Below are 26,780 nucleotides of genomic sequence, written 5' to 3'. Positions count from 1 at the left end.
ACATGATGAGGCGCAGACTTGACGGGTCGGTCCAGATATTGTGAGCCGTAGCTTAACTGGATTCGCGGCGCAGCCTGCTCCATATTCCAGTTCACAGGAAGGTTCAGGATTCGGCTATGCTCAAGCTCTTCACCTGGTGGAATGGCGCAACTCTTGGCGCCCTGTTCGATATCAAGCGCCGCAGCACGCTGGTCGGCACTGACGATTATGGCAACAAGTATTATGAAGACCGCAAGGAATCGGTCGAGCACCGCAACCGCCGTTATGTTGTGTATAAAGGTCTGGCGGAGCCGTCCAAGGTGCCTGCTGACTGGTTCGGCTGGTTGCACCACACGCTTGAGAAACCGCCTACGGAGGCACCGCTCAATCGCCGTGAGTGGGAAAAAGACCATAAGCCGAACATGACCGGCACCCTGTTTGCCTATCGCCCGGACGGCTCCCTGAAGGAGTCCGGCCAGCGGCAGAAGGCGGACTCAGATTACGAGGCCTGGACCCCAGATGCGTGAATCGATTTTTGAAACCCTGATCGGAGCCGTTGTGGTCGCGGTCGCTGGCGCTTTTCTCTGGTTTGCGCTCATGCGCGGCGGTGACGCCGGGGCGACTCCATCCGGCACTGTCGAGATCGGCGCACGCTTTTCCAGCGTTAGCGGCATCGACCGTGGCACCGATGTCCGCATGGCGGGCGTGAAGGTCGGCACGGTGCGTGGGATCAAGCTGGATGTCGACCGGGCCGAAGCGCTGGTTACGATGGCCATGTCCAAAGACCTCTTCCCGATGGAAGACGGCACTTCGGCGCGTATCCAGACCGAAGGCCTGCTTGGTGGAAATTATATCAGCCTTGAGCCTGGCTCGGGCTTCGGCCAGATCGAACCTTGCGGCGAAAACCAGGAACTCTTCGGCGAAAGCGGTTGCGGTGAGATTCTCTATACGCAAGGCAGCGTCGACCTGCTGACGCTGTTTGCCTCCTTCGCCAATGGCGGCGGGGATTCCGATTCCGGCAGCTCGTCTTCGTCTTCCTCGGATGGCGGCTATCCAGACGATGCGGGCTATGGCGACGACAGCTATGCTGATGATAGCGGCTCGGCATCCTCAACCAGTGAAGACGCTACCTCCGAAGAGGCCACGCCTGAAGAGGATGCAGAAGCAGACACAGAATCGTCCGATTCATCGGCTTCTAGTGAGGATGACTCCACGGACCCGGTTGAATAGGGAGACCGTCCTCGTGAAACTTACCCAATTCGCTTGCGCGACAGCGTTTCTTGCCCTGTCCGGCGCGATTGCTGCTGCCCAGTCGGTGCAGGACCAACCGCTCGACGAGCCCATGGCGGAAGACCAGGCGGCTGATGAGGCCACAGACGAGGGCGAGCAGCTTGGCCCCGACGAAGAGGCCGCGCCGCAGCAGCCGAGCTTCAACAAGCAGGACACAGCCACGCTGCGTGCACTCGACAAGATCACCGGCCGGTCCACTGACTTCGAGATCAAGGTCGGCGCGCCGGTCGTCTATGGCTCGCTCAAGATCGACCTTGAAGTCTGTTTCCAGACGCCACCGGAAGAACCGCCGGAAAGCGCAGCCTTCCTGCAGATCGAGACCACCGATGCGATCCGCATGAAATCGATGACTGTGCCGCGTCTCGCCAGCAACGTCGAAGGCGTCAGCGATGCCGAAATCGACGCAGAGGCGATCGCTGCGCGTGAAGAGAATGAAGACGCCGGCAAGGACGAAAAACTGCTTTTCTCGGGCTGGATGTTCTCCTCGTCGCCCGGTCTCAGCGCGCTTGAGCACCCGGTCTATGATGTCTGGGTGATCAGATGTACCGAGCGTTCGCCGGTCAGCCCGTCCGGCCCGGACGCCCCGGCACAGTAGAAGTCCGCCTCGACAGCGAGAGCGTGGTCCAGCCGTTTCCTGAACTCGGCCTTCGGGACTTCTTCAAGTCCGAACTGCTCCAGGTGCGGGTTGTGGAACTGGGCATCCAGCAGTTCGTAGCCACCCGCAATCAGCCGCGCGACAAGATGCACAAGCGCGACCTTTGAGGCGTCGGTCTCACGAGAGAACATGCTCTCGCCAAAGAAAGCGCCGCCAAGCGCGACTCCATAAACGCCGCCCACGAGCCAGCCCTCTTCATTCCAGCATTCGATGGAGTGGGCGTATCCCTGACGGTGCAGCGCGCCATAAAGGTTGAGGATTGGCGAGTTGATCCAGGTCGTCGGCCGGTCCGGCATCTCTTCCGCGCATGCCTCGATCACCCGGTTGAAGGCGACATCGACGGTGATGCGAAACGGCGCCTGCCGCACGGTGCGTCTCAGCCGCTTCGGTATATGGAAGCCTTTCAGCGGCAGAACACCCCTGACCTCCGGAGAGATCAGGAACAGGTTCATGTCATGGCGGGAATCCGCCATGGGAAAGACACCCTGACGGTAGCAGTCGAGGAGTTTTTCTGTGTCGAACCTGTCGGACATGACAAAGCAGACTAGTCCTTGGCCAGATAGCGCTCCAGCCAGTGAATGTCATAATTGCCGTCAATGACATCCTTCTCGTCGACCAGCCTCTGGTGGAGCGGGAGCGTCGTGTAGACGCCGCCGACCACCATCTCGTCCAGGGCGCGGCGAAGGCGCATCACGCATTCATTGCGAGTGCGTCCGTGCACGATCAGCTTGCCGATCAGGCTGTCATAATGAGGCGGGATGCGATAGCCGGCATAGGCGGCGCTGTCGAGGCGCACATCCGGGCCGCCCGGTGCGTGGAAATCGGTGATCGTGCCCGGTGATGGCATGAAGGTTTCCGGGTGCTCGGCATTGATCCGGCACTCGATCGCATGCCCGACCAGCATCACATCTTCCTGCGAGAAAGACAGCTTTTTCCCGTCGGCTATGCGGATTTGTTCACGCACCAGGTCAATACCCGTGATCATCTCCGTCACGGGGTGCTCGACCTGCAGCCGGGTGTTCATTTCGATGAAGTAGAAATTCCCGTCTTCATAGAGGAATTCCATTGTCCCGGCACCGCGATAGCCGATCTTTGCGACGGCCTTTGCGACGATGGATCCGATCTCCTCGCGCTGGGCCTGGTTGAGGGCAGGGGAGGGGGCTTCCTCGAAGACCTTCTGGTGGCGGCGCTGCAGCGAGCAGTCGCGTTCCCAGAGGTGAGCGGTGTTGCCGTGCGTATCGGCAATCACCTGGACCTCGATATGGCGGGGGGTGCCGAGATATTTTTCGAGATAGACCGCATCGTCGCCGAACGCGGCTTTCGCCTCGTTCTTGGCGCTGCGGATCGCGTTCTCGAGTTCCTTCTCGGTCTTGGCAACCCGCATACCACGTCCGCCGCCGCCGGCAGCAGCCTTGACGAGAACCGGATAGCCGATCTTCTTCGCGATCTTCTTGGCTTCGCTGGTACTGGAGACGCCGCCATCCGAGCCGGGAACGACCGGGACACCGGCATCGATCATGGCCTGCTTGGCGGCGATCTTGTCTCCCATGACGCGAATGTGCTCAGCCGTCGGGCCGATGAATTTCAGACCGTGCGCCTCGACCATTTCGGCGAATTGCGCGTTCTCCGAGAGAAAGCCGTAACCGGGGTGGATTGCATCGGCATTGGTGATCTCGGCGGCTGCCAGGATGCGGGATTTCTTGAGATAGCTTTCCGAGGATGGCGCCGGGCCGATGCACACGCTCTCGTCGGCGAGGCGGACAGCCATCGCATCGCGGTCCGCTTCGGAGTGGACCACGACGGTCGAGATGCCCATTTCCTTGCAGGCACGGTGGATGCGCAGGGCAATCTCGCCGCGATTAGCGATCAGGACTTTCTCAATCATAGGGCCGCCCTCACTCGATGACGATCAGGGGTTCGCCAAATTCCACTGGCTGCGCATCGTCGACGATAATTTCCTTCACCGTGCCGGCGGCAGGCGCCTCGACGGGATTGAAGGTCTTCATCGCTTCGACAAGCATCAGCGTATCGCCCTTCTTCACCTTGTCGCCCACAGCGACGAAAGCCTTGGCGCCCGGTTCCGGCGACAGGTAGACGGTGCCGACCATCGGGCTGGTCACCGCATTCTTGGCCGGCGCAGCGGCTGGCGCGGCTTCAGCCGGAGCAGGTGCGGCTGCGGCTGCGGCTGGCGCAGGAGCCGGCGCGGCGGCTGGCGGCGCAGCGTACTGGACCGGGGCCGGGGCGTGCGGACTGGATTTGCTGACCCGGATCCGGAGGCCTTCATGTTCGATTTCCACCTCGCCGAGATCGGCATCCCGGAGGATGGAGGCGAGTTCCCTGACGAGACCTGTATCGAGGCCGTTCTTTGCCGTGCTCATGAAATTCTGCGTCCTCAAGCTGTCATTTTTATCGCGGCTTCAAGTGCGAAGTGATAACCGCGTGCCCCCAGTCCTGCAATCGTTGCGGTCGCGGCCGGGGTTACATAATTGATGTGGCGGAAGGACTCCCTCGCCGCCGGGTTTGACAGGTGAACCTCAATGACGGGTATGGTGCAAGCACGCAGTGCATCGTGCAGTGCAACGGATGTGTGCGTGTAGGCGCCCGCATTCAGGATCAGTGCGGCGCCTTCACGTTGCGCCTCCTGCACCCAGGTCACGAGATCTCCTTCAGAGTTGGTCTGACGGAACTCGATTGCTCGCCCATCCGCTGTCTCAATGAGCGAATCACGAATGTCGTCGAGAGTCTGAGTGCCGTAAATCTCAGGCTCGCGTGAACCCAGAAGGTTGAGATTGGGCCCATTCAGGACATAAATCGGCTTTGTCATGGCGACGGTTCTTGCGCTGCTTCTGCCTGCAAGGCAAGCCATCGCCAATCAGGGAGCAGGATGCAATGCAGGTTTTCGTCAATGGCGACCCTTTCGAACTGGAAGACGGCGCAGCGGTGAGCGACCTTGTGGCGAAGCTGACCGATGATCCGCGCGGCATCGCCATTGAGCTCAACCGTGAGATCGTTCCGAAATCGAAACATGCCGAGACGTCGCTGAACGAAGGCGACCGGCTGGAAGTCGTCCAGTTCGTCGGCGGCGGCTGAGCCTCTACCCCTGCCTTTCCGTTGGGGCCTGCCTTTTGCTGCGCTTGCGGCAGTGCTACGCCAAAAGCCGAAGCGCGCTCAGAGGGAGCGCCTGACGGGGAGGCACAGGCAAACATGGCAAAAGAGCCAAAGAAGATCGAAGAGGCGGGTGAGGCGTTTCTGGACGAGTCGTCCAAAGTCCAGCTCCTCAGTCATGAATTTCCCTTCCCGCGAGATGCTGTCTGGAAAGCTCTCCGCGATGGCGATACCTGGACCAAGTGGCTACCGATTACCAAGGTTGAGTGGACCTCTCCCGAGCCCTTTGGTGTCGGAACCACAAGAACTGTCTGGATTGGCAAGGACGTCGTTGAAGAGGTCTTTTTCGCCTGGGATGAAGGCCATCGAATGGCGTTCCGCTTTGACAGGACGACGCTGCCGGTAAAGGCTTTTGTCGAGGACTATCAGCTACATGAGACGCCGGGCGGCTGTCGTCTGGACTGGCGCTTCCGCGGCAAGGCGCCCTTCATTCTCGGCCCGATTATCCACGGACAGATGAAATCGAGCGGCCGCAAGGGATTGCCGAAGCTCGAAGCCTATATCCGCGACAACCCCGCAAAATTCGGTCTGTCCTGATCTGCATGTCAGTTCTGACGGGCCGGGCTCTAGCCTTGCCAGAATTAGTTTCCTAACTAGCCATGATGACAGACGACACGCTCACCATCGCCGGGCGCGAATATTCCTCGCGCCTGATCATCGGGACTGGCAAGTACAAGTCCTATGCCCAGAACGCCGAGGCTGCAGAAGCGGCAGGGGCCGAAATGGTCACTGTGGCGCTGCGCCGTGTGAACCTCTCCAATCCGGACGAGGACCGGCTGCAGGACCATGTCTCGCCGGATAAATATACCTATCTGCCGAACACGGCGGGCTGTTTTACCGCCGACGATGCGGTGCGCACATTGCGTCTTGCGCGCGAAGCTGGTGGCTGGGATCTTGTGAAGCTGGAAGTCCTGTCAGACCAGAAGACGCTTTATCCCGACATGGAAGAGACGCTGAGCGCCGCCAAGGCCCTCATCGCCGATGGCTTCCAGGTGATGGTCTACTGCTCGGATGATCCGGTCTATGCGAAGAAACTTGAAGAGGCCGGATGTTGCGCCATCATGCCGCTCGGCTCGCTGATCGGTTCAGGGCTTGGCATCCAGAACCCGCTCAATATCCGGCTCATCGTCGAGAATGCGCGTGTCCCGGTTATCGTGGATGCCGGTGTCGGAACGGCGTCCGACGCGGCCATGGCGATGGAGCTCGGCTGTGACGGCGTCCTGATGAACACCGCCATCGCTGAAGCGAAGGATCCGGTGCGCATGGCAAAGGCCATGAAGCATGCCGTCATTGCAGGCCGGGAAGCCTATCTCGCAGGGCGCATGGGCCGTAAGCGCTATGCCGATCCGAGCTCGCCGCTGGCGGGGCTGATCTAGAAATCAGCTTTCCTTCGACAGTTCGTCTTCGATCAGGCGGCTGACCATTTCCTGGTTGGCGCCGGGCACCATGCTTTCGCCGATGAAGAAGGCCGGGGTGCCGTCAACGCCAAGCTTGCGGGCCAGGCTCTTATTGTCTGCGACGACTTTCTTCAGCTGGACGGAGTCCATGGCTTCACGCATCTGTGCGACGTCGACACCGGCACGCTCTGCTGCGGCATCGATGTCCTCCGGGTCAAAGCCCGTGGCGTTGTCCATGCTCATCAGCTCGCGGTGCATCTCGGCATACTTGCCCTGTTGTCCGGCGGCGAGGGCGGCAAGGGCGGCCTTCTCGCTCTCGGGGCTGAGAATCGGCAGTTCCTTGAAGACGACGCGGACATTGCCGTCATGCGCCTCCGGCAGGGCCAGGGCCCAGTCCATTGAGCGCTTGCAGTAGCTGCAGCGGTAATCGAAGAATTCCACAACCGTGACAGGCGCGTCTTCCGGCCCGATACCATAGTCGAATTCGCTATTGTAGATCGCATCCATATTGGAGCGGATCGCTTCCCGCTTGGTGGCGGCATCACGCTCGTCGGCCTGCTGGGAAAGCTTGATCAGGGCTTCCTCGATCACTTCCGGATTCTCGATGATGTAATCGTGCACAATCTGCTCGATCGCGTCCTTGTCGGTCGTATCCACGTCGCCCTGCGCGCAGGCGGAAGCAGCAAAGACAAGGGCACAAAGCAGGCCAGGCTGGAATCGTTTTGCCATGATCACTCCTGAAAATGAGATCCGGATTTCGGGGTCACCTAGACCAAAAAGCTTTCTTTTGCATCAATAGGATGCGCTGAGACGTCTGACATTGCTGTGAGTGGCCCTCGCCGTGTCTAGCCGCGGCGGCGCCAATAGACCTCGTTCTCCGGCAGGGCCGGATCGGTGACATTGCGGATATCGTTGGCACGTCGCGCATCCGGGGTGTTCGGCTGAAGATCCTTGGCCGCACGGCCTGCGAAGATATAGGCCCGCTGATAGTCGCCGATATGATAGGCGGACTCGGCTGTAGCGAGTTCGGCTTCGGCCCGCCGGCCCTGTTTTTCCAGTGCGATGGCCAGCTGGGACCAGGCGAAGGAGTTGTTCGGCTCCTTGATGAGAGCATCGCGCAGGGCCTCTTCGCCATCCTCGAGGTCGCCTTCATCGCCGCGTGCGATGACCGAACGGGCATAGTTGATCAGCAGCAGCGGGTGGCCCGGCAGGAATTCCAGGGACTTGGCGTGTGGCTCGACCGAGGCGGCAGGCTTGCCCATCTCGAACAGGGCCTGGCCCTTGAGCTCCCAATAATACGGGTTCTCGGGATACTCCTCGAGTAGCGAGTCGATTTCCTTCAGCGTGCCCGACAGGTCAGATGACTGCATCGATGCGATGGCACGAGCATAGCGGGCGGCTTCACTATCATCGCCCGGCGGGTAAGTCTGATAGACACGGGCAAGCGGTTCGATAAAGCCAATCAGCTTGGCCTGCATCAGGTCGAACTGGCGTTGCACATTCGGATCGGTCGGCTTGTCCATCATCCCGGTTTCCTGGGCGAGCTGGCGTGTCGTGCGGATCCGGTCAGAGGCGAGCGGGTGCGAGCGGAAATAGGGATAGCGGCGCGCTTCCGAAAGCACTTCCTGATAGCGATACTTCTCGAAGAAGGTCACGAGCCCCTTCGGTGACCGGCCAATGTCCGACAGATACGAAACGGCGGCCGCGTCCGCCATGGCTTCTTCGGCCCGGGTATGGACGAAGAAGTTGAGCGCGGCGAACTGCTGCGAGCTGGCGATAAGCGCGGCACCGGCATCTCCGGCCCCTGCAGCAATGGCAAGCACGCCGAGACCGATCGAGACCAGGGCCGGGCGCGAAGCGACATCCATGGCGCGTGTGCGCGAGATCGTATGGCCGCATGCAATGTGGCAGGTCTCGTGCGCGATAACGCCCATGATCTGCTCAGGCGTTTCCGCTGCGATCAGCAGGCCGGTATGCAAGTGAACTCTCTGACCATTGGCCACGAAGGCATTCAGGCTCGGATCGTTGATGATGTAGAGGTCCACATCTTCATGGTTGAGCCCGGCGACATCGAAGATCGGGTCGGACCATTCGCGAAGGGTGTTCTCGATTTCCGCGTCCCGAATCAGACCCTGGGCCGAAGCTGTCGCGGCCATTGCGAGACCGAGCAGAGCGGCGGCAATGGGTTTCAGGAAGGATAGTGTCATGATCGACCTGAGTGTTGCTGATCATGACCGTAGTGAAAGATTACGGCAAAGGCGAGACGGCGCATCATCGCATGACTGAAATGTCAGGGTGCCTCTGGCGGCAGGCAGAAGACGAACTCCGGTGACAGGCTGACTTTTACCGTGTCGCCCGGCGATGGCCTGTGTGCACCGATGCCGACGCCACGCAGTGTGGCGTGACCGTTGAGCTTCAGCTCCAGTTCGATGATCGTCGAGGTGCGCTGTGCGGAGACGACCTGCATGGGCATCCCTTCGTCGTTGGACATCCGGATCGCTTCCGGGCGCAGACAATAGGTTTCGGCTTTCGGCAGGCTTGCAACCCATTCGGCGGGCATGTCGGCGCGCGCTATGGACTGCAGGGAGCCGAGGGCCCGCGCCACCGGCAGCGAGGTCGGCTTGAGATAGAGCATTTCCGGCGTGTCTTCCTGCAGGATGACGCCTTTCTTCATCACCGCGATCCGGTCGGCGTCGCGCATGGCTTCGGAAGCGTCATGGCTGACGAGAAGAGCCGGGATGCCGGCTTCCGAGACGGCTGACAGCGCGATCTCGCGGACTTCCGATTTCAGTGTGACATCCAGGCCCGAGAAGGGCTCGTCCATAAGAATGGCCACCGGTTCTGCGGCCAGGGCCCGGGCAATCGAGACACGCTGCTGCTCGCCGCCTGAAAGCTGGTGAGGATAGGCTTTCGCGCGGTGCGAGAGGCCAAGGCGTTCCAGCCACTCGGCCGACCGGTTCCGGCGCGCCTCCTTCGCCATGCGCTTCAGGCCGAAGCCAACATTGTCCAGCGCATTGAGATGCGGGAAGAGGGCAAAATCCTGAAAGATCAGGCCAATGGACCGGCTCTCTGCGGGGACATGCGTGGATGTCGAGGACAGGACGCGATCACCCAGCAGGATTTCTCCGGCATCGACGGGTTCAAGACCGGCAAACAGCCTCAGGAGCGTAGACTTCCCCGCACCCGACTGGCCGAGCAGGGCGGTGATCTTGCCGGGCTCAAGCGTCAGGGAGGCTTCGTTGACGACCGGCGTGCCGTCATAGACGCGAGACACGCCCACGGCCTTTAGCGGAAGATGCTTGCTCATCCAGCTGCCCTCGACTCACCGGCTTTCGTAAGTTGCAGTGACAACAGGATGACCGGCCCGAGTCCAGCGAGTGTGATGAGCAGCGAGGGAAGTGTCGCAGCCGCGAGCCGTTCATCGCTGGCATAGGCATGCGCCTGTACCGCCAGCGTATCCCAGTTGAAGGGCCGCAACATCAGCGTTGCCGGGAGCTCTTTGAGCATCTCCACGAACAGGATGATGGAGGCGGCAGCCGCGCCCGACATGGCGACAGGCAGGTCGACGCGCACAAGCCGTTGGAAACGGTTGGCCCCGAGGCTGCGCGCGGCATTGCCGAGACTTGCTGGGGCCCGCGAGAAGGCAGCGCTTAGCGGTTCGGCGCCGGCGGCGGTGAAGCGGCTGGCATAGATCCAGACGAGGAAGACGAGCGCGGCAGGGCCGGCTACGGAGAAACCTGTCCATGACAGGATGAAGAGCGCGCCCAGCGCGAGAACGATGCCAGGCGCGGCATAGCCCGCGCCAGCCGCGAGCCTTCCGACGATCTGGCTGAACCGGTTCTGCCGCGCGCCGATCACGACCGTCACGGCAAACACGAAGGCCAGCGCGGAGCCTGCGAGGGCAAGGGTCAGCGAATTCAGGAAGGGCCGCCAGATCGACTTCTGGCCGATACCCGTCTCGAGGCTCACCCAGATGAGCCGTGTAACGGGAAAAACAAAAGCGAGCAGGAGCAGGGCGGTGCAGCCCGCCGCTACGAGCCATCCGGCCCTTCGGCTTAGCTGGCGGCGCTTCGGGGTGCGCCAGCGCGTCGCCGTCTGTTGCGTGCCGCCGCGTCCGCGCGCCTGGCGCTCAATCAGTTGCAGGCCGAAGGCGATCAGGATGAGCAGGAAAGCAAGCCGGGCGGCCACGGCAGGCTCACTGAAGCTGTGCCAGGCGCGGAAGATGCCCACGCTGAGGGTCTGCACACCGAGATAGCTGGCAGCACCATAATCAGCGGCGGTTTCCATGAGAGCCAGCGCAAGACCCGCGAAGATGGCCGGACGGGCGGACGGGATCACGACATTGAAGAAAATGCGCCGCGGTGAGGCCCCGAGGCTGCGGGCGGCTTCCATCGTGCAGAGCGACAGGTTGGAGAAGGCCGCGCGCGAGGTGAGATAGGCATAGGGAAAGAGCGCACAGGCCATCACGAAGGACAGGCCCGGCACGCTGTAGAGCCCCGGAAACCAGTAGTCGCGCGCCGAAAGCCCCGTCATGTCACGGATAAAGGATTGCACCGGCCCGGCGACATCCATGATGTCCGCCCAGGCATAGGCGAGCACATAGCCCGGCGCCGCGAGCGGCAGGATCAGCGCCCATTCGAAGAAGCCCCGTCCCGGAAAGTCGAATAGGCTGACAAACCAGGCCGACGGAACAGCGAAGAGCAGGATAAAGACGGTGGTCAGAAACAGGACGCCGAGCGTCGTCAGCGTATAGCCCAGCAGCTGGGTGGAGACGATATGCGCCCACGCATCGCCGCCGCCGCCGAACAGCCCCGTCATCAGCGCAACCAGAACCGGCGCGCCGATCAGCAGGGCGGCGGCGAGCGTCGTCAGGGCCGCCGTATTCAGGCGGATGGGAAGGAGACGAGGCGCAAGTCGCTGCTGCATGGGGACGTTAGTTCCAGCCGGCCTCGTCAAAGATGCGCTGGGCTTCGGCCTGATGTTCGCCGAAGGCGCTCAGCCGCATGTCGCTTTCGCCGACCTCGGGAATACGGTCCAGACCTGCCGGGCGCTCCGCCTCCGCATTGACCGGAATTTCCTTGGTCTCGTCGACCAGCATGGCCTGGCCTTCCGGGCTCAGGAGCCATTCGATGAACTGCAGCGCCTGGTCATGATTGGTCGCGTTGGCCGCGAGCGCCGCGCCTGTGATGTTGATGTGGTGCCCGGTGCCTTCCCCGAAGGTCGGGAAGCTGAGCGTCGTTGCCTGCGCCGCTTCGCTGAGCGAGCCCGAGCGGCTCTCGGCCATGCGGACCCAATAGTAGTGGTTGGTGATGGCGATGCCGCAAAGCCCTGCGGCGACGGCTTCGATCTGCTGTGTATCACCGCCCTGGGGCTGGCGCGCCATGTTGTTCACGACACCTTCGGCCCAGGCTTGCGCCCTTTCCGGACCCCAGCGTTCGATCATCTCGCCCATCAGGGAGAGGTTGTAGATATTGGTCGAGGACCGCACGCAGATCTCGCCCTCAAGCGACGGATCGGCGAGGTCTTCCCATTCGTCCACCTGGTCCGGCTCAATGCGCGCGGGATCATAGGCTACCCCGCGCACGCGACGGGCCAGGCCGACCCATTGGCGCTGGTCGTCCAGAAGGCGGTCGGAAAGGCGCTCTTCGAACTCGCCCTGGGGCAGGGCTTGCGTCAGGCCGGCATCCTCGAAACGCCAGAGCGCGCCTGCATCCGAAGCGATGATCAGGTCGGACGGGCTGTTCGCACCCTCGGCCTTCATGGTTTCCAGAAGCTGGTTCGCGCCAGCCTCGCGATAGAGCACGCGGATACCGGTCTGGTCCTCAAAGGCCTCGTACATCAGACGGTCGGAATCATAGTGGCGTGCGGAATAGATGCGCAGCGTCCCGTTCGTCTGGGGCTCCACAGCCGGCGTTTCCGCCTCCTGGTTGTCAGAGGCGGAGTCGTTCGGAGTCGAAGGAGAGCAGGCGGCGAGAAGGCCGGCCACGGCGAAACAGGAAATTGTCTGGATGAGATGAGGCATGAGCAGGCTAAATCACAAATGAGAAGCAATCGCAACTAGGCGGGTCAGAGTGTCTCAGATGTGGTGCCGGGTGCGCTTTGCAAGCCCGGCAATCTGTTCAAGCCCAATCGGTTCGCCTAAACAGCGCGAATGAGCGCATTCTCGCAGACTGGGGCGGCAGGCAAGGCCCGGATCGCTGTGGCCGGAGGCGGGGTCATCGGCATGACCTGCGCCTTCGAGCTGTCGCGTCGCGGGCAATCAGTGACCGTGTTCGATCCCGGCACGCCGAGCCAGTCCACAAGCTGGGCCGCTGCGGGCATGATCGCCCCGGCCTATGAAGTCATGCTGGACGGGGGCGGCGCCGATACACCGCTCGCGCGGCTCTGCTTCGAGAGTGCCGGCTTATGGCGCGACTTTGCCTTGGCGGTTCAGCGAGCGAGTGGCATGCCTGTCGGCTATCACACGGCCCCGACCCTGGCGCTGGCCCGCTCTCCCGAAGAACAGGCGCGGCTCGAAGCGCTTCATGCCGAGCTGGAACAGACGGCCCACGCGCCCCGCTGGATCGATATCGTCGACCATCGCGTCCGGCTTGGGTTTTCCGGAAAGGTCTGCGCCGGCCTTGTCCTGCCCGACGATCATCAGACGGACAATCGCCGCCTCATGCAGGCCTTCCAGCAGACTTCAGGCGCAGGACGCTTCGATCGCATCGCGCGGGCCCTTACCAGCAAAGCCGACCTCGAGGGAGAAGGCTATGACGTCATCGTCTGGGCGCGTGGCGCGCAGGAGTTTGGCGTCGATACGCTGGTGAAAGGTCAGGCGCTCGCCCTTGAGCCGCTACCGAATATGCCGGAGCAGGTGCTGCGTTTTGGGTCCGGATATGTCGTTCCGAAGCCGGACCGGATCGTCATCGGGGCGACGAGTGAAGCCACCTATGCCCATGCGGGCGTCCGGGAAGACGTTACGCGAGCGCTTCTGGATGCGGCGATCGGCGTGCTGCCGATGCTGGCGAAGGCGGACCTCATGGAGGTTTGGACAGGGCTCAGGCCCAAACGCGACAGCGGCCTGCCGCTTATCGGAGAGATCGCGCCGGGCGAGTTTGTTGCCGCAGCCCATCATCGCAACGGCATCCTGCTCGCACCGGCAACCGCCCGGCGCATCGCTGACATGATCGACGGTCGTGCCGGTCATGCGGATGCGGCTGTCTTCGCACCAGACAGGGTTCGCGCTGCGACATGATCGGCTAGCGCTGGATTTCACAAGATGAACGGCCTAGGTCTTGGCCGGTACAGGAGGATTTTGAGAATGCATTCGATCGGCCAGATGACGGAAGACCAGCTTGCAATCCAGGACGCCGTCGAGCGGACCTGCCGCCAGTTCGACGAAGAGTACTGGGCGAAGACCGACGAGACCGGCGACTGGCCGGAAGCGTTCTGTGATGCCATGGCCGAAGGTGGCTGGCTCGGCGTGGCATTCCCGGAAGAATATGGCGGCGCGGGCCTCGGCCTCACGGAAGCCGCGCTCGTCATGCAAACCGTGACCCGCTCCGGTGCCGGCTATTCCGGCGCCTCGGCGATCCATCTCAATATCTTCGGGCCGAAGCCGCTGGAGAAGTTCGGCAATGCCGAGCAGAAGCAGGAAAACCTTCCGAAAATCATCTCCGGCGAGGAGAAGATGTGCTTTGCTGTGACCGAGCCGAATTCAGGGCTCGACACCTCCAGCCTCGAGACCAAGGCTGAGCGCACCAATGCCGGATACACCATCAATGGCCGCAAGATCTGGACGACGGGAGCCCAGCGCGCCGACAAGATCCTGATCATTGCGCGGACCACACCAAAGGAAGAGTGCTCAAAGCCGTATCTCGGCCTGTCGCTCTTCTACACTGATTTCGACCGCAACAAGATCGACGCCAAGCCGATCCCCAAGATGGGCCGCAAGGCTGTCGAATGTAACATGCTCTATATCGATGGGCTGGAAGTGCCAAAGGAGCATCTGATCGGGGAAGAGGGCGCGGGCTTCAAATACCTGCTGCAGGGCCTCAATCCCGAACGCGTCCTGTTCGCTGTCGAGTCCGTCGGTCTTGGTTTCGCGGCCCTCGAACGCGCGGCGACCTACGCCAAGGAGCGCGTCGTTTTCGGTCGCCCGATTGGCCAGAACCAGGGCATCCAGCACCCGCTGGCGAAGAGCTGGGCGGAGCTGAAGGCAGCTGAACTTCTCGCCTACAAGGCCGCTGGCCTTTACGACGCCAACCAGGATTGCGGTGCCGAGGCGAATGCCGCGAAGTATCTCGGCACTGAAGCTGGCTTCAAGGCGTGCGAAACGGCTGTACTGACCCATGGCGGCATGGGCTATGCCAAGGAGTACCACGTTGAGCGTTACATGCGCGAAGCCATGCTGGCGCGCATCGCGCCGGTCAGCCGGGAGATGATCCTGAATTTCATTGCTGAGCGTGTGCTGGGCCTGCCGAAGAGCTACTAGGCTCAGGCCTACATATCGTCGGCGTCTTTCATGTGCTGGAAGAACTCGTCACGGTTGTTTGTGCGGGGGTAGGGGCCGTCCGGTACGGGCACGCCGAGGTGGGCGCAGAGCGGCTCCCAGCCATCCTTTGCACTATGAACGAGAAGGCGATCGTCCGGGAATGCCGCTTTCACGCTGGCTTCATGAGCTTCGAACGCCTTGATCAGTGCGTCCTTGTCTCGCGCATCTCCGAAGCTGCGCTCAAGCACCTTGGTCACCATGTTGAACCACTCAACCGCCTGAGGCGGCCAGGTCTCCGGCTTCCAGACCGTGGCGAGAATCGTCTCGGAAATACTGGCATACCAGCTCTCTGGTGACCGTGTGGACAGGATGATCTTCGCGTCTGGATAGGCCGCTGCTGTCTCTTCCCAAAAGGCCGCTGTCGGCCAATCCACTGCAGAATGATATCCGTCATAGATCGCCGCATAGTCCGGCTTTCCCGCCAGCGCTGCATTCCACAGCGGCACCTGCGTCTCTCCATTGTGGATCACTTCGATCATGTGATGACACGGCCCGAAGCCTAGCTGCTCCAGTGCCAGCTTAAGCGACATCGTACCTGTGCGCCCGAATCCGGCGCTCATGACTGTAAGTGACATGTTTCCCCCTCCCGAAACTGCTGATCATGGAAAAGCAGGAGAGAAGGCTAGCACGGGCGGTGACGGCCCGACAGTGTTTTGTCGGCCTATGGCGTGCCGTTCCCCTTGTTGCGACAGGAGTCGATCTGCTGGTCGAGCTGGGGGTCGCCCGGCACGATGAGCGGCGGCTTGCCTTCAGCGAGCACACCAATCTTGTCGGCGCCCATCATCGCGGTGAAGACCGGGCTTTCGGCGTAGATTTCCAGATCGGCGGCTGGTAGCTCTGCGTTTTCCTGCGCTTTCCAGTAGCCGCGTTCCGTCTCACCGCCTGCGGTAATGACGGCTGGCGCCGGTTTTGCGGGATCGATATCGACCATGCGGGTCATACGGATCATGCCGTATTCGGCGCACCGGACCATGAAGGAGGCTTCGCTGTTTTCGGGGCCAAAGCCCGTCCAGTTGGGCTGGGTCACCCAGGTGCCTTCAGCCGCCGGTTCTGACATGGCGCTTTCGATGTCGATATCGACGCCGCCGGTATAGGTCGGATCGGCGTCCGGATAGGCTTCGCCGGACGCGCCATCGCCTGCGTCCTGTGAGCTGCTCATACTCGCATCGGACGACATCCCGGCGGAGGTGCTCGCCCCGGACGTGGCTTCGGGGTCGACCGGTGGCGTCGGAACAGGCTCAGGCTCGCCCGGCCCGCAGGCGGTCAGCAGGGCGGCGGCAGATATGGCGGCAAAGGCATGTTGTCTCATGAAAGACACAACGACCGGTGCGCGGTAGCGTTCCGCGAAGGACGGTCAGTGGCTTTTCGGACGGCGCATGATCGTGCCGGAGAAGTTCAGGCAGGCCTTGCCATCTCCGGTGATGATGCCGCGAACGAAAATGATGGACCGCCCCGCGCGCAGCACCTCGCCGCGTGCCTCGATATAGGCGCCCTCCGGCGGACCGGAGAGGAATTCCGAATTGAATGCGACCGTGACGCCATACTCGCCTTCGATCTGCTCATGCGCAATGGCGAAGAGGGAGAAGTCGGCGAAGGCCATGAGGCAGCCCCCATGTACCACGCCGCCCGCATTCATGTGTTTGCGCTGGGCACGGAAAGCGGCGACCGGGCCCTGGTCATCGACACGGAAGTAGAAAGGGCCTGCGGTGTCATGTTCGAACGGCTCCTCCGGCCAAGTGTACCATCCTTCGAACTCTCCGCTGTCGACGCGATTTTCCGGAACCATGCTGCCTCCCTTTTCCTTCTGGGCCTTCGTCTAGCCTGCCTGCGACCATGCTGACAACGTCGTCAGCCTTGCCCTTCGACATAATTCCACGCAAAGCGTATGCTGAAATGAGATAATGATAGGAGGCTCTCATGGCATTCGATGCCGAAATCCGTCAGGCGCTGATCGAACAGGTGCGCCGCTTCGTGAATGAGCGTTGCATCCCGATCGAAGCGCAAGTTGGCGAGACCGATGAGGTGCCCCAGGATATTGTCAATGAAATGAAGGAGCTGGGCCTGTTTGGTCTCGCGGTTCCTGAAGAATATGGCGGCCTCGGTCTCGATATGGAGACCGAATGCCTCGTGGCGCTTGAACTCGGTCGCACGTCTCCGGCTTTCCGCTCGGTGGCCGGCACGAATATCGGCATTGGCAGCCAGGCGCTGGTCCTGTTCGGGACCGAAGAGCAGAAGCAGAAATACCTGCCGGGCATCGCTTCGGGTGACCTGATCGGCAGCTTCGCCCTGACAGAGCCGGGCGCGGGCTCTGATGCAGCCGGCCTCAAGACGAAGGCTGTGCGCGACGGCGATCATTACGTCCTCAACGGCACCAAGCGCTACATCACCAATGCCAACAAGGCGAACGTCTTCACCGTCATGGCGCGGACCAATCAGGATGAACCGGGGGCAAAGGGTGTCTCCGCCTTCGTCGTGGAGCGGGACCTGCCGGGCCTCAGCGTCGGCCAGCCGGAAAAGAAGATGGGCCAGCAGGGGGCGCATGTCTGCGACGTCATTTTCGACGATGTCCGTGTGCCCGCCGAAAACATGCTCGGCAATGAAGGCGAAGGCTTCAAGGTCGCCATGAGTGTGCTGGACAAGGGCCGCCTGCATATTTCCGCTGTCGCAACCGGCGCTTCCGAACGACTCATCAAGGAAATGGTCGAGTACGCGATGGAGCGTGAGCAGTTCGGCAAGCCGATCGCCCAGCACCAGCTGATCCAGGCGATGATGGCCGATAGCCAGGCGGAGACCTATGCCGCGCGCTGCATGATCCTCGACGCTGCGCGCCGCCGCGATGCGGGCGAGAATGTCACCATGCTCGCCTCGTCCACGAAACTCTTCGCTTGTGAAGCGACCGGCCGCGTGGCCGACCGCGCGGTGCAGGTCTTTGGCGGGGCCGGCTATATCACCGATTATGGCATTGAGCGCTTCTACCGTGATGTCCGCCTGTTCCGGCTCTATGAGGGCACGTCCCAGATTCAGCAGATCGTGATTGCACGGGAGTTGATGAAGGCGGCCAATGCTGGTTCGCTCTAAAGACTAGAAAAATTACCGGAGGGCTGAGGGCACCATGACGATCCAGGATGATATTACCGCCAGCGATGTCGGCATGAACGAAACGCGTCTCGCCCGCATTCCGGGCTATTTCGGCGCAAACTATCTCGACACCGGCAAGCTGCCCTGCATGGCGACGCTGGTGTCGCGCAATGGCCAGGTCGTGCATGAGGCCTATCGCGGCAAGACGCAGCTCGATGGTGGTCAGCCGATCAATGCCGACACCATCTTCCGCATCTATTCCATGACGAAGCCGATCACCTCGGTTGCGGCGATGATGCTGTTCGAGGAGTCGAAGATCCGGCTGGACCATGAGGTCTTCCGCTACATTCCGGAATTCGAGAACACAGAAGTCTGGGTGAAGGGCACCACAGACGATTACGAGACCCGCAAGCCGACCCGGCCGATGCAGGTGCGGGACCTGTTCACCCACACTTCGGGCCTGACCTATGGCTTCCTCTACCAGCACGAAGTCGATGCGCTTTACCGCAAGGAAAAGATTGCCCGGCCGGATGAGACGCTGGAAGAGATGTGTGCCAGGCTCGCCGGACTGCCGCTCCTCTTCTCACCCGGAACGCGCTGGAATTACAGCCACTCGACAGATGTCCTCGGGCGGGTGGTCGAGGTGGCTTCAGGGCAGACGCTGGATCAATTCTTCCGTGAGCGGATTTTTGGGCCGCTGAACATGGTCGATACGGATTTCTACGTTCCCGAAGACAAGCTGGGCCGCCTGATGGCTTGCTACAACAGGGACGCGGTCACCGGAAAGGTGACGCAGAGCGATGGCGCTGGCGAGGAGTCGAAACAGTACCGCTCACAGCCGCCGCTGCTCAATGCTGGCGGCGGGCTGGTCTCGACACTGCGGGATTATCACCGTTTCTGCCTGATGCTGCTGCATGGCGGCCGCCTGGATGGCGAACAGCTGCTCAGCCCGAAGACGGTCGAGTTCATGCGCCAGAACCATCTGCCGGAGAACAAGACAATCCGCCAGATGGGCGACAAGACCTTCTCCGAGGCCCGGATGGACGGCAATGGCTTCGGTCTCGGTGGTTCGGTTGTCACCGACGTTGCGGAGACGATGCAGCCGGGCTCGCTCGGCACGTTCAGCTGGGGCGGCCTCGCCAACACTTTCTTCTGGATCGACTATGAGGAAGAGCTGATCGCGATACAGGCCACCCAGATGATCCCGTCCGGTTGTTACCCGATCCGCCCGCAATTCCAGCAACTGGTCTATGCGGCGATTGACTGGTGATTGAATTGCCTGAGGTCTTTGCGTTTGCAGCAATAGTCCTCGTTCACCCGAAAAGAAAAGCCGGTAGACCCCGATAATTTCAAGGGCGTCTACCGGCTCGGATTAGTACGCGACTAAGCGCGCCAGATCAGACCTTCTTGAAGTCAGCCGGGCGCTTTTCGAGGAAGGCTTTCACGCCTTCGGCGAAGTCTGGCGAGCGGCCGGCCGTGCGCTGGGCGAAGCGTTCCGCCTGAAGCTGGGCGTCGAAGTCATTGTCTTCGGCCTGCCAGATCAGGTCGCGGATCAGGGCAAGCGCCGTGGTCGGGCCCTCGGCAAGCTGTTTGGCGTAGTTCTTCGCCTCGTCCATCAGCTTGTCATCGGCGACGACGCGATTGACCAGGCCCCATTCATGCGCCTGGCTTGCCGGGATCTTTTCGCCGAACAGGGTCATCTCCATGGCGCGCGCCCGGCCGATGGCGCGGGTCAGCAGGTAGGTGGACCCGCCATCCGGCACCAGGCCGATCCGGCGGAAGGCCTGCAGGAAGTAGCTGCTCTCGGCCGCCACGATGAAATCGCCGGCGAGCGCAATAGAGCAACCGACACCGGCCGCCGCGCCGTTTACGGCCGTGATAACCGGGTGGGGATGTGTGCGGATGGCCTTGATGAAAGGGTTGTAGAGCCGGTCGAGTTCCCGGCCTGCATCTGGCTTCCGCTCGGATTTTCCGCCGCCCATATTGCCTGACAGGTTGGCGCCGGAGCAGAAGCCGCGGCCATTGCCGGTGATGATCGTGCAGCGTGCTGCGTCGCCGGCCTTCTCGAGCGCCAGGCTCATTTCGTCGACGGTATCGACCCCGGCAGCATTCATCGTCTTCGGGTCGTTGAAGGCGATGACGGCAATGTCGTCCTCGACGGTGTAGGTAATCTTTTCGAAGCTCATCAGGGCGTTTCCTCTGTGCAATTTCTCGGGGAATGTACCCGCTTCTCGCCCTGTGAAAACCGTGACGTGGCGACAATCTTTGGATTGGGTCGATAATCCGGTAGAGTAAGGTGAGTTATACAATTTCTGGGAGGTTCGACATGGCTCTTGATGGTGCAAGCCCCGATCAAATGAGCTCCATTCTCGCAAAGCAGAAGGCCGCCCATCTGCGCGACGGCATTCCGTCCGCGGAAAAACGCGAGGAGTGGCTCGACAAGGCGATCGACCTCCTGGTCACCCACCGCACCGCGCTGAGCGAGGCGATGAGCGCCGATTTCGGCCACCGGTCCATCGACCAGTCGGACTTCACCGACATCGCAGGCTCCATCGGTGCGTTGAAATTCGCGAAGAAGAACCTCAAGAAGTGGATGAAACCGGAAAAGCGCTCGACCGAGTTCCCGCTCAACATGTTCGGCGCCAAGGCCCGCATCCACTACCAGCCGAAGGGCGTGATCGGGGTGATCAGCCCGTGGAATTTCCCGGTGAACCTGACCTTCACGCCGCTGGCCGGTGTGTTCGCCGCGGGCAACCGCGCGATGATCAAACCGTCGGAGTTTACCGAGCAGACCTCGGAGCTGATGAAGAAGCTGTTCGCGGAGTATTACACTGAAGAGGAAGTCGCCGTTGTGACCGGCGGCCCCGACGCCGGCGCCGCCTTCACCAAGCTGCCCTTCGACCACATCATCTTCACCGGCGCGACGTCGATTGCCTACCACGTCATGCGGGCCGCCGCCGACAACCTCGTGCCGCTGACGCTCGAGCTCGGCGGCAAGTCGCCGGTAGTGCTCGGCGAATCGGCCGATCTCGAAAAGGCCGCCAAGCGCATCATGGCAGGCAAGACGCTGAATGCCGGGCAGATTTGCCTCGCACCCGACTACGCTTTCGTGCCCAAGAACAAGACGAAAGATTTCGTCGCTGCCGCGACCAGCGCCGTCGAGACGATGTATCCGAGTGGTCTGAAAGACAATGTCGACTACACCTCCGTGATCAACCAGCGCCATTATGACCGGCTCCAGGGGTATCTTGAGGATGCCAGGTCGAAAGGCGCTGAGATCGTCGAGATCAATCCGAAGAACGAGCATTTCGACCAGCAGCCGCACCACAAGATGCCGCCGACCCTCATTGTCGACCCGACCGACGACATGAAGGTGATGCAGGACGAGATCTTCGGCCCGATCCTGCCGATCAAGTCCTACACCTCGACGCAGGATGCGGTGGCGTATGTGAACGCGCATCCGCGCCCGCTCGGCCTCTACTATTTCGGTGAGGACGCGAAAGAGCGCGACTATGTGCTGAACAACACGACCTCAGGCGGCGTCACCGTGAACGATGTGATCTTCCACGTCGCCCAGGAAGACCTGCCCTTCGGCGGTGTCGGCCCGTCCGGCATGGGCAGCTATCATGGCGTCGACGGCTTCAAGGAGTTCAGCCACCGCAAGTCGGTCTACACCCAGATCGGCGCCGACCTGCTCGCCATGGTCCGTCCGCCCTATGGCGACAAATACCGCAAACAGGTCCAGGGCCGCATCAAGAAGTAGGCTGGATTTCAATCCGGTTCAAAAAAAGAGGCGAGACACTCAGGTGTCTCGCCTTTCTTTATTGTCTCAAGTGCCGTGTGCGTCAGCTCTACCGCTTCAGGAAATCCGGAACGTTGTCGCCGAAGCCGCGGACGGCGTCGGAGGCTGGCGCCAGTTCGTCCTTGCCGCGCTTCTTGTCCCGTCCGGATCCTTTCTTGGCGCCGCCGCGGGATGATTTTGGCTTGTCGGATCTGGGCTTTTCGGCTGGCTTGTCGTCGGACTTGGCCGCCGGTTTCGTCTCTGTCTTGCTCTCGGTATCCTTGGCCTCGGCGGGCTTGCTGTCGGACGTGGTCTCGTCCTTGGCCCGGCTTCGGCTGCGTCCGCCGCGCGAGCGGCCACCCGAGCGGCTGTCGTCGCTGCCACGGCCACCGCGGCTGCGACCGCGCCCACCTTTGCGGCCACCTGTGTCCTCGGGCAGGTTCTCGATCTCTTCGGCGAGCCCTTCGGGCATCAACTCCTCGACATCGGTCTGAATCATCTTGACCACACCGGCCCACGACTTTTCGTCGAACGGTCCGACAATGGTGACACTTTCGCCCTTCTTGCCGGCACGGCCCGTCCGGCCGATGCGGTGGACATAGTCCTCATCCTTCGGGGGCGGGGCATAATTGAAGACGTGGCTCACATCCGGCACGTCCAGACCGCGGGCGGCCACATCGGAGGCGACCAGCAGCTTCAGGTCGCCATCGCGGAAGCGGTCGAGTGTCTGTGTGCGATAGGCCTGCGGCAGGTCGCCATGGATCGCGGCGGCATCGAAGCCATGTTTGATGAGCGATTTCGTGACGACATCAACTTCCCGCTTGCGGTTGCAGAAGACGATCCCGTTCTTCACTTCGCGTGCCTCGATCACCCGGCGCAGCGCAGTGCGCTTGGCCTTGTCATCGTCGCGCGAGAGTTTGACGACAAATTGTTTGATCGTCTCGGCTGTCTGCGCCTGGCGGGCAACCTCAATCTTCTTAGGCTGATTCTGGAAACGCTGGGCGAGCTTGTTGATCTCCGGCGGCATCGTTGCGGAGAAGAGCAGGGTCTGGCGGCGTGGCGGGAGCAGCGCGCAGATTTTCTCGATGTCCGGGATGAAGCCCATGTCGAGCATGCGGTCGGCTTCGTCGATGACGAGGATCTCAACACCTGTCAGCAGGATCTTGCCGCGTTCGAACTGGTCGATCAGGCGGCCTGGCGTCGCGATCAGAACGTCGACGCCGCGCATCAGCTTCTGCTCCTGCTCCTTGAAGGAAACGCCGCCGATCAGCAGCGCCATTTCAAGCTTCAGGTTCTTGCCATACTTCTCGAAGTTCTCCGCGACCTGCGCGGCAAGTTCGCGCGTCGGAGCAAGGATCAGCGTGCGCGGCATGCGGGCGCGGGCACGGCCCTGTTCGAGGCGGTGGATCATCGGCAGGACGAAGGCGGCGGTCTTGCCGGTGCCTGTCTGCGCAATGCCGGTCACGTCGCCGCCGAGCAGGACATGCGGAATCGCTTCGGCTTGGATCGGGGTCGGCGTGTCGTAGCCCGCCTCGTCGATGGCCTGGAGGAGTTTTGGGCCAAGGCCCAGGGCAGCGAAGGTTGTTTTCGGTGTGTCGTCTTGTTTGTCGGTCAAGTGGTGTGCTTTCGGGATGGTTTCAGGAATAACGCTCGGAAAGCCGTCCGGATGACGGCAGGCCCGGGCGCTTCCATGCCCGGAAGAACATATTGGCGCCGCCATAGCTGAATTTTTGCACATGCGAAAGAGGGCTGGACAGTCTGCCAGTATTGGAAGCGCCGCCTAAAGAAAGGGCCCGCCTTGCGAAAAGGCGGGCCCTTATGGTCTCAGCGTGTTGGTAACGCCTAGCTTGCGTCGGCCAGATTCTGGTTCACGAAGTCCCAGTTTATGAGATCGTCGAGGAAGGCCTGCATGTAGTTCGGGCGCGAGTTCTGGTAGTCCAGATAATAGGCGTGCTCCCACACATCCATGGTCAGCAGCGGCGTTGCACCCGGCTCGGTCAGCGGGGTTTCTGCGTTCGGCGTCTTGCGGATGCCGAGCTTGCCATCCTTCAGGACAAGCCAAGCCCAGCCTGAGCCGAACTGGCCGCCACCGGCTGCCTTGAACTCGTCGGCGAATTTCTCATAGGAGCCGAAATCGGCGTCGATCTTGTCGGCAATGGCGCCCGACGGCTTGCCGCCGCCACCCGGCTTCATGGAGTGCCAGTAGAAGGTGTGGTTCCAGACCTGGGCAGAATTGTTGAAGATGCCTGCCTTGGAGGAATCCTTCGACGCGGCGGCGATGATCTCTTCCAGAGACTTCCCTTCAAGCTCGGTGCCTTCAATCATCTTGTTGAGATTGTTCACATAGGCCTGATGGTGCTTTCCATAGTGGAAATTCAGCGTCTCTTCTGAGATGGCTGGAGCCAGCGCATCGCGGGAATAGGGAAGGGGGGGTAGTTCGAAAGCCATAAGGGTCGCTCCTTGCGTTGATGTGTCTAGGTTTTTAGCGCGTCGCAGTTCATATGGGTTCCATGCCACAGACTACTACCCTCACAAGTCCTGAAATTTGGGCAAGTCTCGATGAGAAAGTTCAGGCTGGCGACGAGGACCGCTGGCTGTCCTCTCGTTACGCGCCCAAGCCTGAACGCCGGGCCCTGATTGCGCTTTATGCCTTTGCCTATGAACTTGCACGCGTACGCCTCGTCGTGACCGAGCCGGGCCTTGGCGCGATCCGCTTCCAGTGGTGGCGTGAAGCGCTGGAAGAAATCGAGCAGGGCGAGACCCCACGGGCTCATGATGTCGTCGGCCCGCTTGCAGAGATGCTGGCGGAAAAGCGCTATCGCATCGATGCGCTAAAGCGGCTTGTCGACCAGTTCGAGGACGCCTTCGAGGATGCCGACCGCACCCAGCAACCGGAAGCCCTGCTGACGGCAACCGCCGCCCGTGTCCTGGCTGATGCGCATGGGTGGGGACAGCATATCGCAACGCTCGCCCCGCATGTGGCCGCAATGCGCCGGGGCGAATCGGTCGGGTATGGACCTGTCGTTCCGCGCGCGCCGAAAGCCATCCGCCCGGCTGTCGCGCACCTGCGCTTGCGCCGCCTCTATGGAAAGCAAAGCGAAGCCGGCAATCTTTCGCGGCGCCTCTGCGTCATGCGGGGCGTGATGAGCGGCAAGGTGTAGTCCGCGCAGTCAATACACGTGGCTTGACAGGAAACCGTAAAGTTTCCTAATAAAAGGAAACCAAGAGGTTTCCTATGGCTGATGCTTTGCAGTCTTCTCTTCATGCGCTGGCCGATCCGACGCGGCGTGAGATCATCTCCATCCTGACCGGCGGCGAAGCCCGGCTCGGCGAGATTGCCGAGCGGTTCGACATGACCCGCCCGGCCATCGCCAAGCATCTCGGTGTGTTGAAGGCCGGCGGCCTGATCGAGGTCGAGGCGCGCGGCCGCGAGCGTATCCACCGCCTGAAGCCGGGCGGGCTCGCGCCCGTGCTCGACTGGGTCGGCTATTACAGCGCCTTCTGGGATCACAAGCTCGACAGATTGAAACAGGCCATCGAGGCCGATGATGAGGAGACCGGTCATGAGTGATACCGCCATCGAGAAGACGATTCACCTGAAGTCACCGATCGAGAAGGTGTGGGCCTTCCTGACCACGCCGGACAAACTCGCCCGCTGGTTTCACGAAACCGACCAGCCTCTCGACAAGGCTGGTGTGGACTTCATCTGGCTGCGCCACGACACCGATGCCGGAGATCGCAAGCTGATGTGGGGGAGGGTGCTTGAAGCCGATGCGCCAAACCGTCTGGTGCACACGTTCACGCATCAGTGGATCGATGGGATGGAGACGACCGTCACCTGGGAACTCACAGCTATTGGTGACGGCACGCGACTGAAGCTGACCCATGAGGGCCTCGACCAGCGCGAGAATCCGATTGAGGAACTCGGCAGTCACGACAAAGGGTGGGATGCTCACCTCTATCGCCTGCGCGACATCATCTAGGGAGATCTCGCCGGCGCGCGCTCACTCCGCTTTGAAGGCCGTGTCCCACCAGGTCGCCCAGCGTTCTGCGAGCTCGTCTGGGCTGTCGGTGAAAAGCTTTTCGCCGCGCGCCAGGCAGGTCTCTTCAATGCTGGCCTGCCGCGCGGTGGCGAGCCCATCAATGAGTTCTGCGGTGTCTGAATTGGCGCCCAGCAAGTCGGCGGCCGTCGCACTCAGGACAGCGAGATCGTGGTGTTCGCCCAGCTCGTCCGAGAGCGTATCTGCCTGGTCGACATAGCCCTTCATGACCGGCGGCCAGATCCGCTTCAGCAGGCGCAGATGGTACCAGTGGTACTTCACCCGCTTGCGCCATTCATGGAAGTCTTCCGCCTTCCCGGACTTACGGGCGGTGGCCATCGCTTTCTGCGCACGCTTGTAGGTCTTGGCCGCGCCCGGTGCGAAGGCGTCAGCGCCTTTCGCATCAAGTGACCAGTCCTCGACGCGGTCCAGCGCCTCCCGGAAAACCAGACGCATATCCGCCAGCCGCTCCTCGACTTCGCTCTCATCGAGATTGTCCCGGCGTTTCTCCAGCGCCGCACGAAGCGGCTTCAGGGCGGCTTTCTTCAGTTCGTCGCTGAAATGCGCTTCGACCTCTTCAAGCGATTCCAGAACGGCCGTCGCATCACGTATGGACGAGAGCGTGCGCGCGGCATCGCGGAAGGCCGTGTTCTCCTCGGAGTAGCCACTGAAAGATCCGCGCACCAGCCGCAGCAGCCCGCGCAGCTTCTTGCAGCGTTTGCGAGCCTGGTGCACGCGTTCGGCCTGGCTCAGCTCTTCATCGCGCAGCTCCGCGAGGCCCGTCTCGAGCTGGCTCACGGCGATCCTGCGCAGGCCGGTATCGATGCTCTGGTCTGTCAGTTTAAAGGAATAGGCCAAT

30 protein-coding genes and 1 pseudogene are annotated in these 26,780 nt (G+C 61.6%); 15 read left to right on the top strand and 16 right to left on the bottom strand.

What is annotated here, in order from left to right:
* The first annotated feature begins 116 nt into the window (after positions 1–116).
* The 3 genes from Q1K29_RS06760 to Q1K29_RS06750 are packed head-to-tail and all read left to right on the top strand — an operon-like array spanning position 117 to position 1,864.
* Positions 117–506 (top strand): NADH:ubiquinone oxidoreductase subunit NDUFA12, encoded by a 390-nt coding sequence (locus tag Q1K29_RS06760; RefSeq protein WP_300392364.1) that lies wholly within the window; start codon positions 117–119, stop codon positions 504–506.
* Complete coding sequence (locus Q1K29_RS06755; protein WP_300392360.1) at positions 499–1,209, top strand: MlaD family protein; 711 nt, start codon at positions 499–501, stop codon at positions 1,207–1,209. Before Q1K29_RS06760 ends, Q1K29_RS06755 begins: the two co-directional genes overlap by 8 nt.
* Positions 1,210–1,222: 13 nt before the next feature.
* The gene (locus Q1K29_RS06750; protein ID WP_300392357.1) at positions 1,223–1,864 is read left to right on the top strand and encodes a DUF2155 domain-containing protein; all 642 of its coding nucleotides are present in this window, start codon (positions 1,223–1,225) and stop codon (positions 1,862–1,864) included.
* Here Q1K29_RS06750 and aat read toward each other — a convergent pair.
* Genes aat through aroQ form a run of 4 tightly spaced genes read right to left on the bottom strand, consistent with a single transcriptional unit; the run spans position 1,789 to position 4,748 of the window.
* Positions 1,789–2,457 (bottom strand): leucyl/phenylalanyl-tRNA--protein transferase, encoded by a 669-nt coding sequence (gene aat / locus Q1K29_RS06745; protein ID WP_300392354.1) that lies wholly within the window; start codon positions 2,455–2,457, stop codon positions 1,789–1,791. The two genes, Q1K29_RS06750 and aat, sit on opposite strands and share 76 nt — an antisense overlap.
* Positions 2,458–2,468: 11 nt before the next feature.
* On the bottom strand, positions 2,469–3,809 hold the full coding sequence (gene accC / locus Q1K29_RS06740) for an acetyl-CoA carboxylase biotin carboxylase subunit (RefSeq protein WP_300392351.1): 1,341 nt from the start codon (positions 3,807–3,809) through the stop codon (positions 2,469–2,471).
* 10 nt (positions 3,810–3,819) lie between these two features.
* The gene (accB, locus tag Q1K29_RS06735; protein ID WP_300392348.1) at positions 3,820–4,302 is read right to left on the bottom strand and encodes an acetyl-CoA carboxylase biotin carboxyl carrier protein; all 483 of its coding nucleotides are present in this window, start codon (positions 4,300–4,302) and stop codon (positions 3,820–3,822) included.
* Positions 4,303–4,316: 14 nt separating this feature from the next.
* Complete coding sequence (gene aroQ, locus Q1K29_RS06730; RefSeq protein WP_300392345.1) at positions 4,317–4,748, bottom strand: type II 3-dehydroquinate dehydratase; 432 nt, start codon at positions 4,746–4,748, stop codon at positions 4,317–4,319.
* A gap of 65 nt (positions 4,749–4,813) precedes the next feature.
* On the opposite strand from aroQ, the gene thiS reads away from it, so the two are divergent.
* From thiS to Q1K29_RS06715, 3 genes are all read left to right on the top strand, one after another.
* A complete protein-coding gene (gene thiS, locus Q1K29_RS06725) occupies positions 4,814–5,014 on the top strand; it encodes a sulfur carrier protein ThiS (protein ID WP_300392343.1) in 201 nt (66 codons plus the stop codon).
* A gap of 114 nt (positions 5,015–5,128) precedes the next feature.
* The gene (locus tag Q1K29_RS06720; RefSeq protein ID WP_300392341.1) at positions 5,129–5,626 is read left to right on the top strand and encodes an SRPBCC family protein; all 498 of its coding nucleotides are present in this window, start codon (positions 5,129–5,131) and stop codon (positions 5,624–5,626) included.
* A gap of 65 nt (positions 5,627–5,691) precedes the next feature.
* Positions 5,692–6,465, top strand: a complete 774-nt coding sequence (locus Q1K29_RS06715; RefSeq protein ID WP_350213432.1) for a thiazole synthase — start codon at positions 5,692–5,694, stop codon at positions 6,463–6,465.
* 3 nt (positions 6,466–6,468) lie between these two features.
* On the opposite strand, the gene Q1K29_RS06710 is transcribed toward Q1K29_RS06715, so the two are convergent.
* The 5 genes from Q1K29_RS06710 to Q1K29_RS06690 form a co-directional block, all read right to left on the bottom strand.
* The gene (locus Q1K29_RS06710) at positions 6,469–7,215 is read right to left on the bottom strand and encodes a thioredoxin domain-containing protein (protein ID WP_300392336.1); all 747 of its coding nucleotides are present in this window, start codon (positions 7,213–7,215) and stop codon (positions 6,469–6,471) included.
* A 116-nt stretch (positions 7,216–7,331) separates the two neighbouring features.
* Positions 7,332–8,693, bottom strand: a complete 1,362-nt coding sequence (locus tag Q1K29_RS06705; RefSeq protein ID WP_300392333.1) for a M48 family metalloprotease — start codon at positions 8,691–8,693, stop codon at positions 7,332–7,334.
* 83 nt (positions 8,694–8,776) lie between these two features.
* Complete coding sequence (locus Q1K29_RS06700; RefSeq protein ID WP_300392330.1) at positions 8,777–9,793, bottom strand: ABC transporter ATP-binding protein; 1,017 nt, start codon at positions 9,791–9,793, stop codon at positions 8,777–8,779.
* Positions 9,790–11,412, bottom strand: a complete 1,623-nt coding sequence (locus Q1K29_RS06695; RefSeq protein ID WP_300392327.1) for an iron ABC transporter permease — start codon at positions 11,410–11,412, stop codon at positions 9,790–9,792. The genes Q1K29_RS06700 and Q1K29_RS06695 overlap by 4 nt, the downstream gene beginning before the upstream one ends.
* Positions 11,413–11,419: 7 nt before the next feature.
* On the bottom strand, positions 11,420–12,508 hold the full coding sequence (locus Q1K29_RS06690) for an extracellular solute-binding protein (protein ID WP_300392324.1): 1,089 nt from the start codon (positions 12,506–12,508) through the stop codon (positions 11,420–11,422).
* 129 nt (positions 12,509–12,637) lie between these two features.
* Here Q1K29_RS06690 and Q1K29_RS06685 point away from each other — a divergent pair, with 129 nt between their 5' ends.
* Positions 12,638–13,723 (top strand): FAD-dependent oxidoreductase, encoded by a 1,086-nt coding sequence (locus Q1K29_RS06685; RefSeq protein WP_300392321.1) that lies wholly within the window; start codon positions 12,638–12,640, stop codon positions 13,721–13,723.
* 66 nt (positions 13,724–13,789) lie between these two features.
* Complete coding sequence (locus tag Q1K29_RS06680; RefSeq protein WP_300392319.1) at positions 13,790–14,962, top strand: acyl-CoA dehydrogenase family protein; 1,173 nt, start codon at positions 13,790–13,792, stop codon at positions 14,960–14,962.
* 8 nt (positions 14,963–14,970) lie between these two features.
* On the opposite strand, the gene Q1K29_RS06675 is transcribed toward Q1K29_RS06680, so the two are convergent.
* From Q1K29_RS06675 to Q1K29_RS06665, 3 genes are all read right to left on the bottom strand, one after another.
* The gene (locus tag Q1K29_RS06675; protein WP_300392316.1) at positions 14,971–15,597 is read right to left on the bottom strand and encodes a sulfotransferase family protein; all 627 of its coding nucleotides are present in this window, start codon (positions 15,595–15,597) and stop codon (positions 14,971–14,973) included.
* 86 nt (positions 15,598–15,683) lie between these two features.
* Positions 15,684–16,331, bottom strand: a complete 648-nt coding sequence (locus tag Q1K29_RS06670) for a hypothetical protein (protein ID WP_300392313.1) — start codon at positions 16,329–16,331, stop codon at positions 15,684–15,686.
* 45 nt (positions 16,332–16,376) lie between these two features.
* On the bottom strand, positions 16,377–16,808 hold the full coding sequence (locus Q1K29_RS06665) for a PaaI family thioesterase (protein WP_300392310.1): 432 nt from the start codon (positions 16,806–16,808) through the stop codon (positions 16,377–16,379).
* A gap of 131 nt (positions 16,809–16,939) precedes the next feature.
* On the opposite strand from Q1K29_RS06665, the gene Q1K29_RS06660 reads away from it, so the two are divergent.
* The 3 genes and pseudogenes from Q1K29_RS06660 to Q1K29_RS18485 all read left to right on the top strand — a co-directional run.
* Entirely contained in the window at positions 16,940–18,100 is a 1,161-nt protein-coding gene (locus tag Q1K29_RS06660; protein ID WP_300392307.1) for an acyl-CoA dehydrogenase family protein, read from the top strand.
* Positions 18,101–18,134: 34 nt separating this feature from the next.
* Positions 18,135–19,370: a serine hydrolase domain-containing protein gene (locus tag Q1K29_RS06655; protein ID WP_300392304.1), complete on the top strand. Its 1,236-nt coding sequence runs from the start codon at positions 18,135–18,137 to the stop codon at positions 19,368–19,370.
* Positions 19,371–19,418: 48 nt separating this feature from the next.
* Positions 19,419–19,487 (top strand): annotated as a pseudogene (locus Q1K29_RS18485) (DUF3253 domain-containing protein); the annotation flags it as partial.
* Between the two features lie 10 nt (positions 19,488–19,497).
* Here the strand turns inward: Q1K29_RS18485 and Q1K29_RS06650 are convergent.
* A complete protein-coding gene (locus Q1K29_RS06650; RefSeq protein ID WP_300392301.1) occupies positions 19,498–20,286 on the bottom strand; it encodes an enoyl-CoA hydratase/isomerase in 789 nt (262 codons plus the stop codon).
* Between the two features lie 140 nt (positions 20,287–20,426).
* On the opposite strand from Q1K29_RS06650, the gene Q1K29_RS06645 reads away from it, so the two are divergent.
* Positions 20,427–21,863 carry a coniferyl aldehyde dehydrogenase gene (locus Q1K29_RS06645; protein ID WP_300392298.1) on the top strand — a complete coding sequence of 479 codons (1,437 nt, stop codon included), beginning with the start codon at positions 20,427–20,429 and terminating at the stop codon, positions 21,861–21,863.
* Positions 21,864–21,951: 88 nt separating this feature from the next.
* On the opposite strand, the gene Q1K29_RS06640 is transcribed toward Q1K29_RS06645, so the two are convergent.
* Entirely contained in the window at positions 21,952–23,496 is a 1,545-nt protein-coding gene (locus Q1K29_RS06640) for a DEAD/DEAH box helicase (protein ID WP_300392295.1), read from the bottom strand.
* 227 nt (positions 23,497–23,723) lie between these two features.
* Positions 23,724–24,329 (bottom strand): superoxide dismutase, encoded by a 606-nt coding sequence (locus Q1K29_RS06635; protein WP_300392293.1) that lies wholly within the window; start codon positions 24,327–24,329, stop codon positions 23,724–23,726.
* Between the two features lie 62 nt (positions 24,330–24,391).
* Between Q1K29_RS06635 and Q1K29_RS06630 the strand changes: the two genes are divergently transcribed.
* The 3 genes from Q1K29_RS06630 (at position 24,392) to Q1K29_RS06620 (ending at position 25,864) form a co-directional block, all read left to right on the top strand.
* Entirely contained in the window at positions 24,392–25,042 is a 651-nt protein-coding gene (locus Q1K29_RS06630) for a squalene/phytoene synthase family protein (RefSeq protein WP_300392290.1), read from the top strand.
* Between the two features lie 74 nt (positions 25,043–25,116).
* Entirely contained in the window at positions 25,117–25,452 is a 336-nt protein-coding gene (locus Q1K29_RS06625; protein ID WP_300392288.1) for a metalloregulator ArsR/SmtB family transcription factor, read from the top strand.
* Positions 25,445–25,864 (top strand): SRPBCC domain-containing protein, encoded by a 420-nt coding sequence (locus Q1K29_RS06620; protein ID WP_300392285.1) that lies wholly within the window; start codon positions 25,445–25,447, stop codon positions 25,862–25,864. The genes Q1K29_RS06625 and Q1K29_RS06620 overlap by 8 nt, the downstream gene beginning before the upstream one ends.
* Positions 25,865–25,885: 21 nt before the next feature.
* Here the strand turns inward: Q1K29_RS06620 and Q1K29_RS06615 are convergent, their stop codons facing one another.
* Positions 25,886–26,779 carry a CHAD domain-containing protein gene (locus Q1K29_RS06615; protein WP_300392282.1) on the bottom strand — a complete coding sequence of 298 codons (894 nt, stop codon included), beginning with the start codon at positions 26,777–26,779 and terminating at the stop codon, positions 25,886–25,888.
* Between the last annotated feature and the right edge of the window lies 1 nt (position 26,780).

Source organism: Henriciella sp. (assembly GCF_029937755.1).
In the GTDB taxonomy this organism is placed as follows: Bacteria; Pseudomonadota; Alphaproteobacteria; order Caulobacterales; family Hyphomonadaceae; genus Henriciella.
The sequence above is the reverse complement of the archived record's forward strand: the minus strand, read 5'-3'. Positions and strand labels throughout refer to the sequence as shown.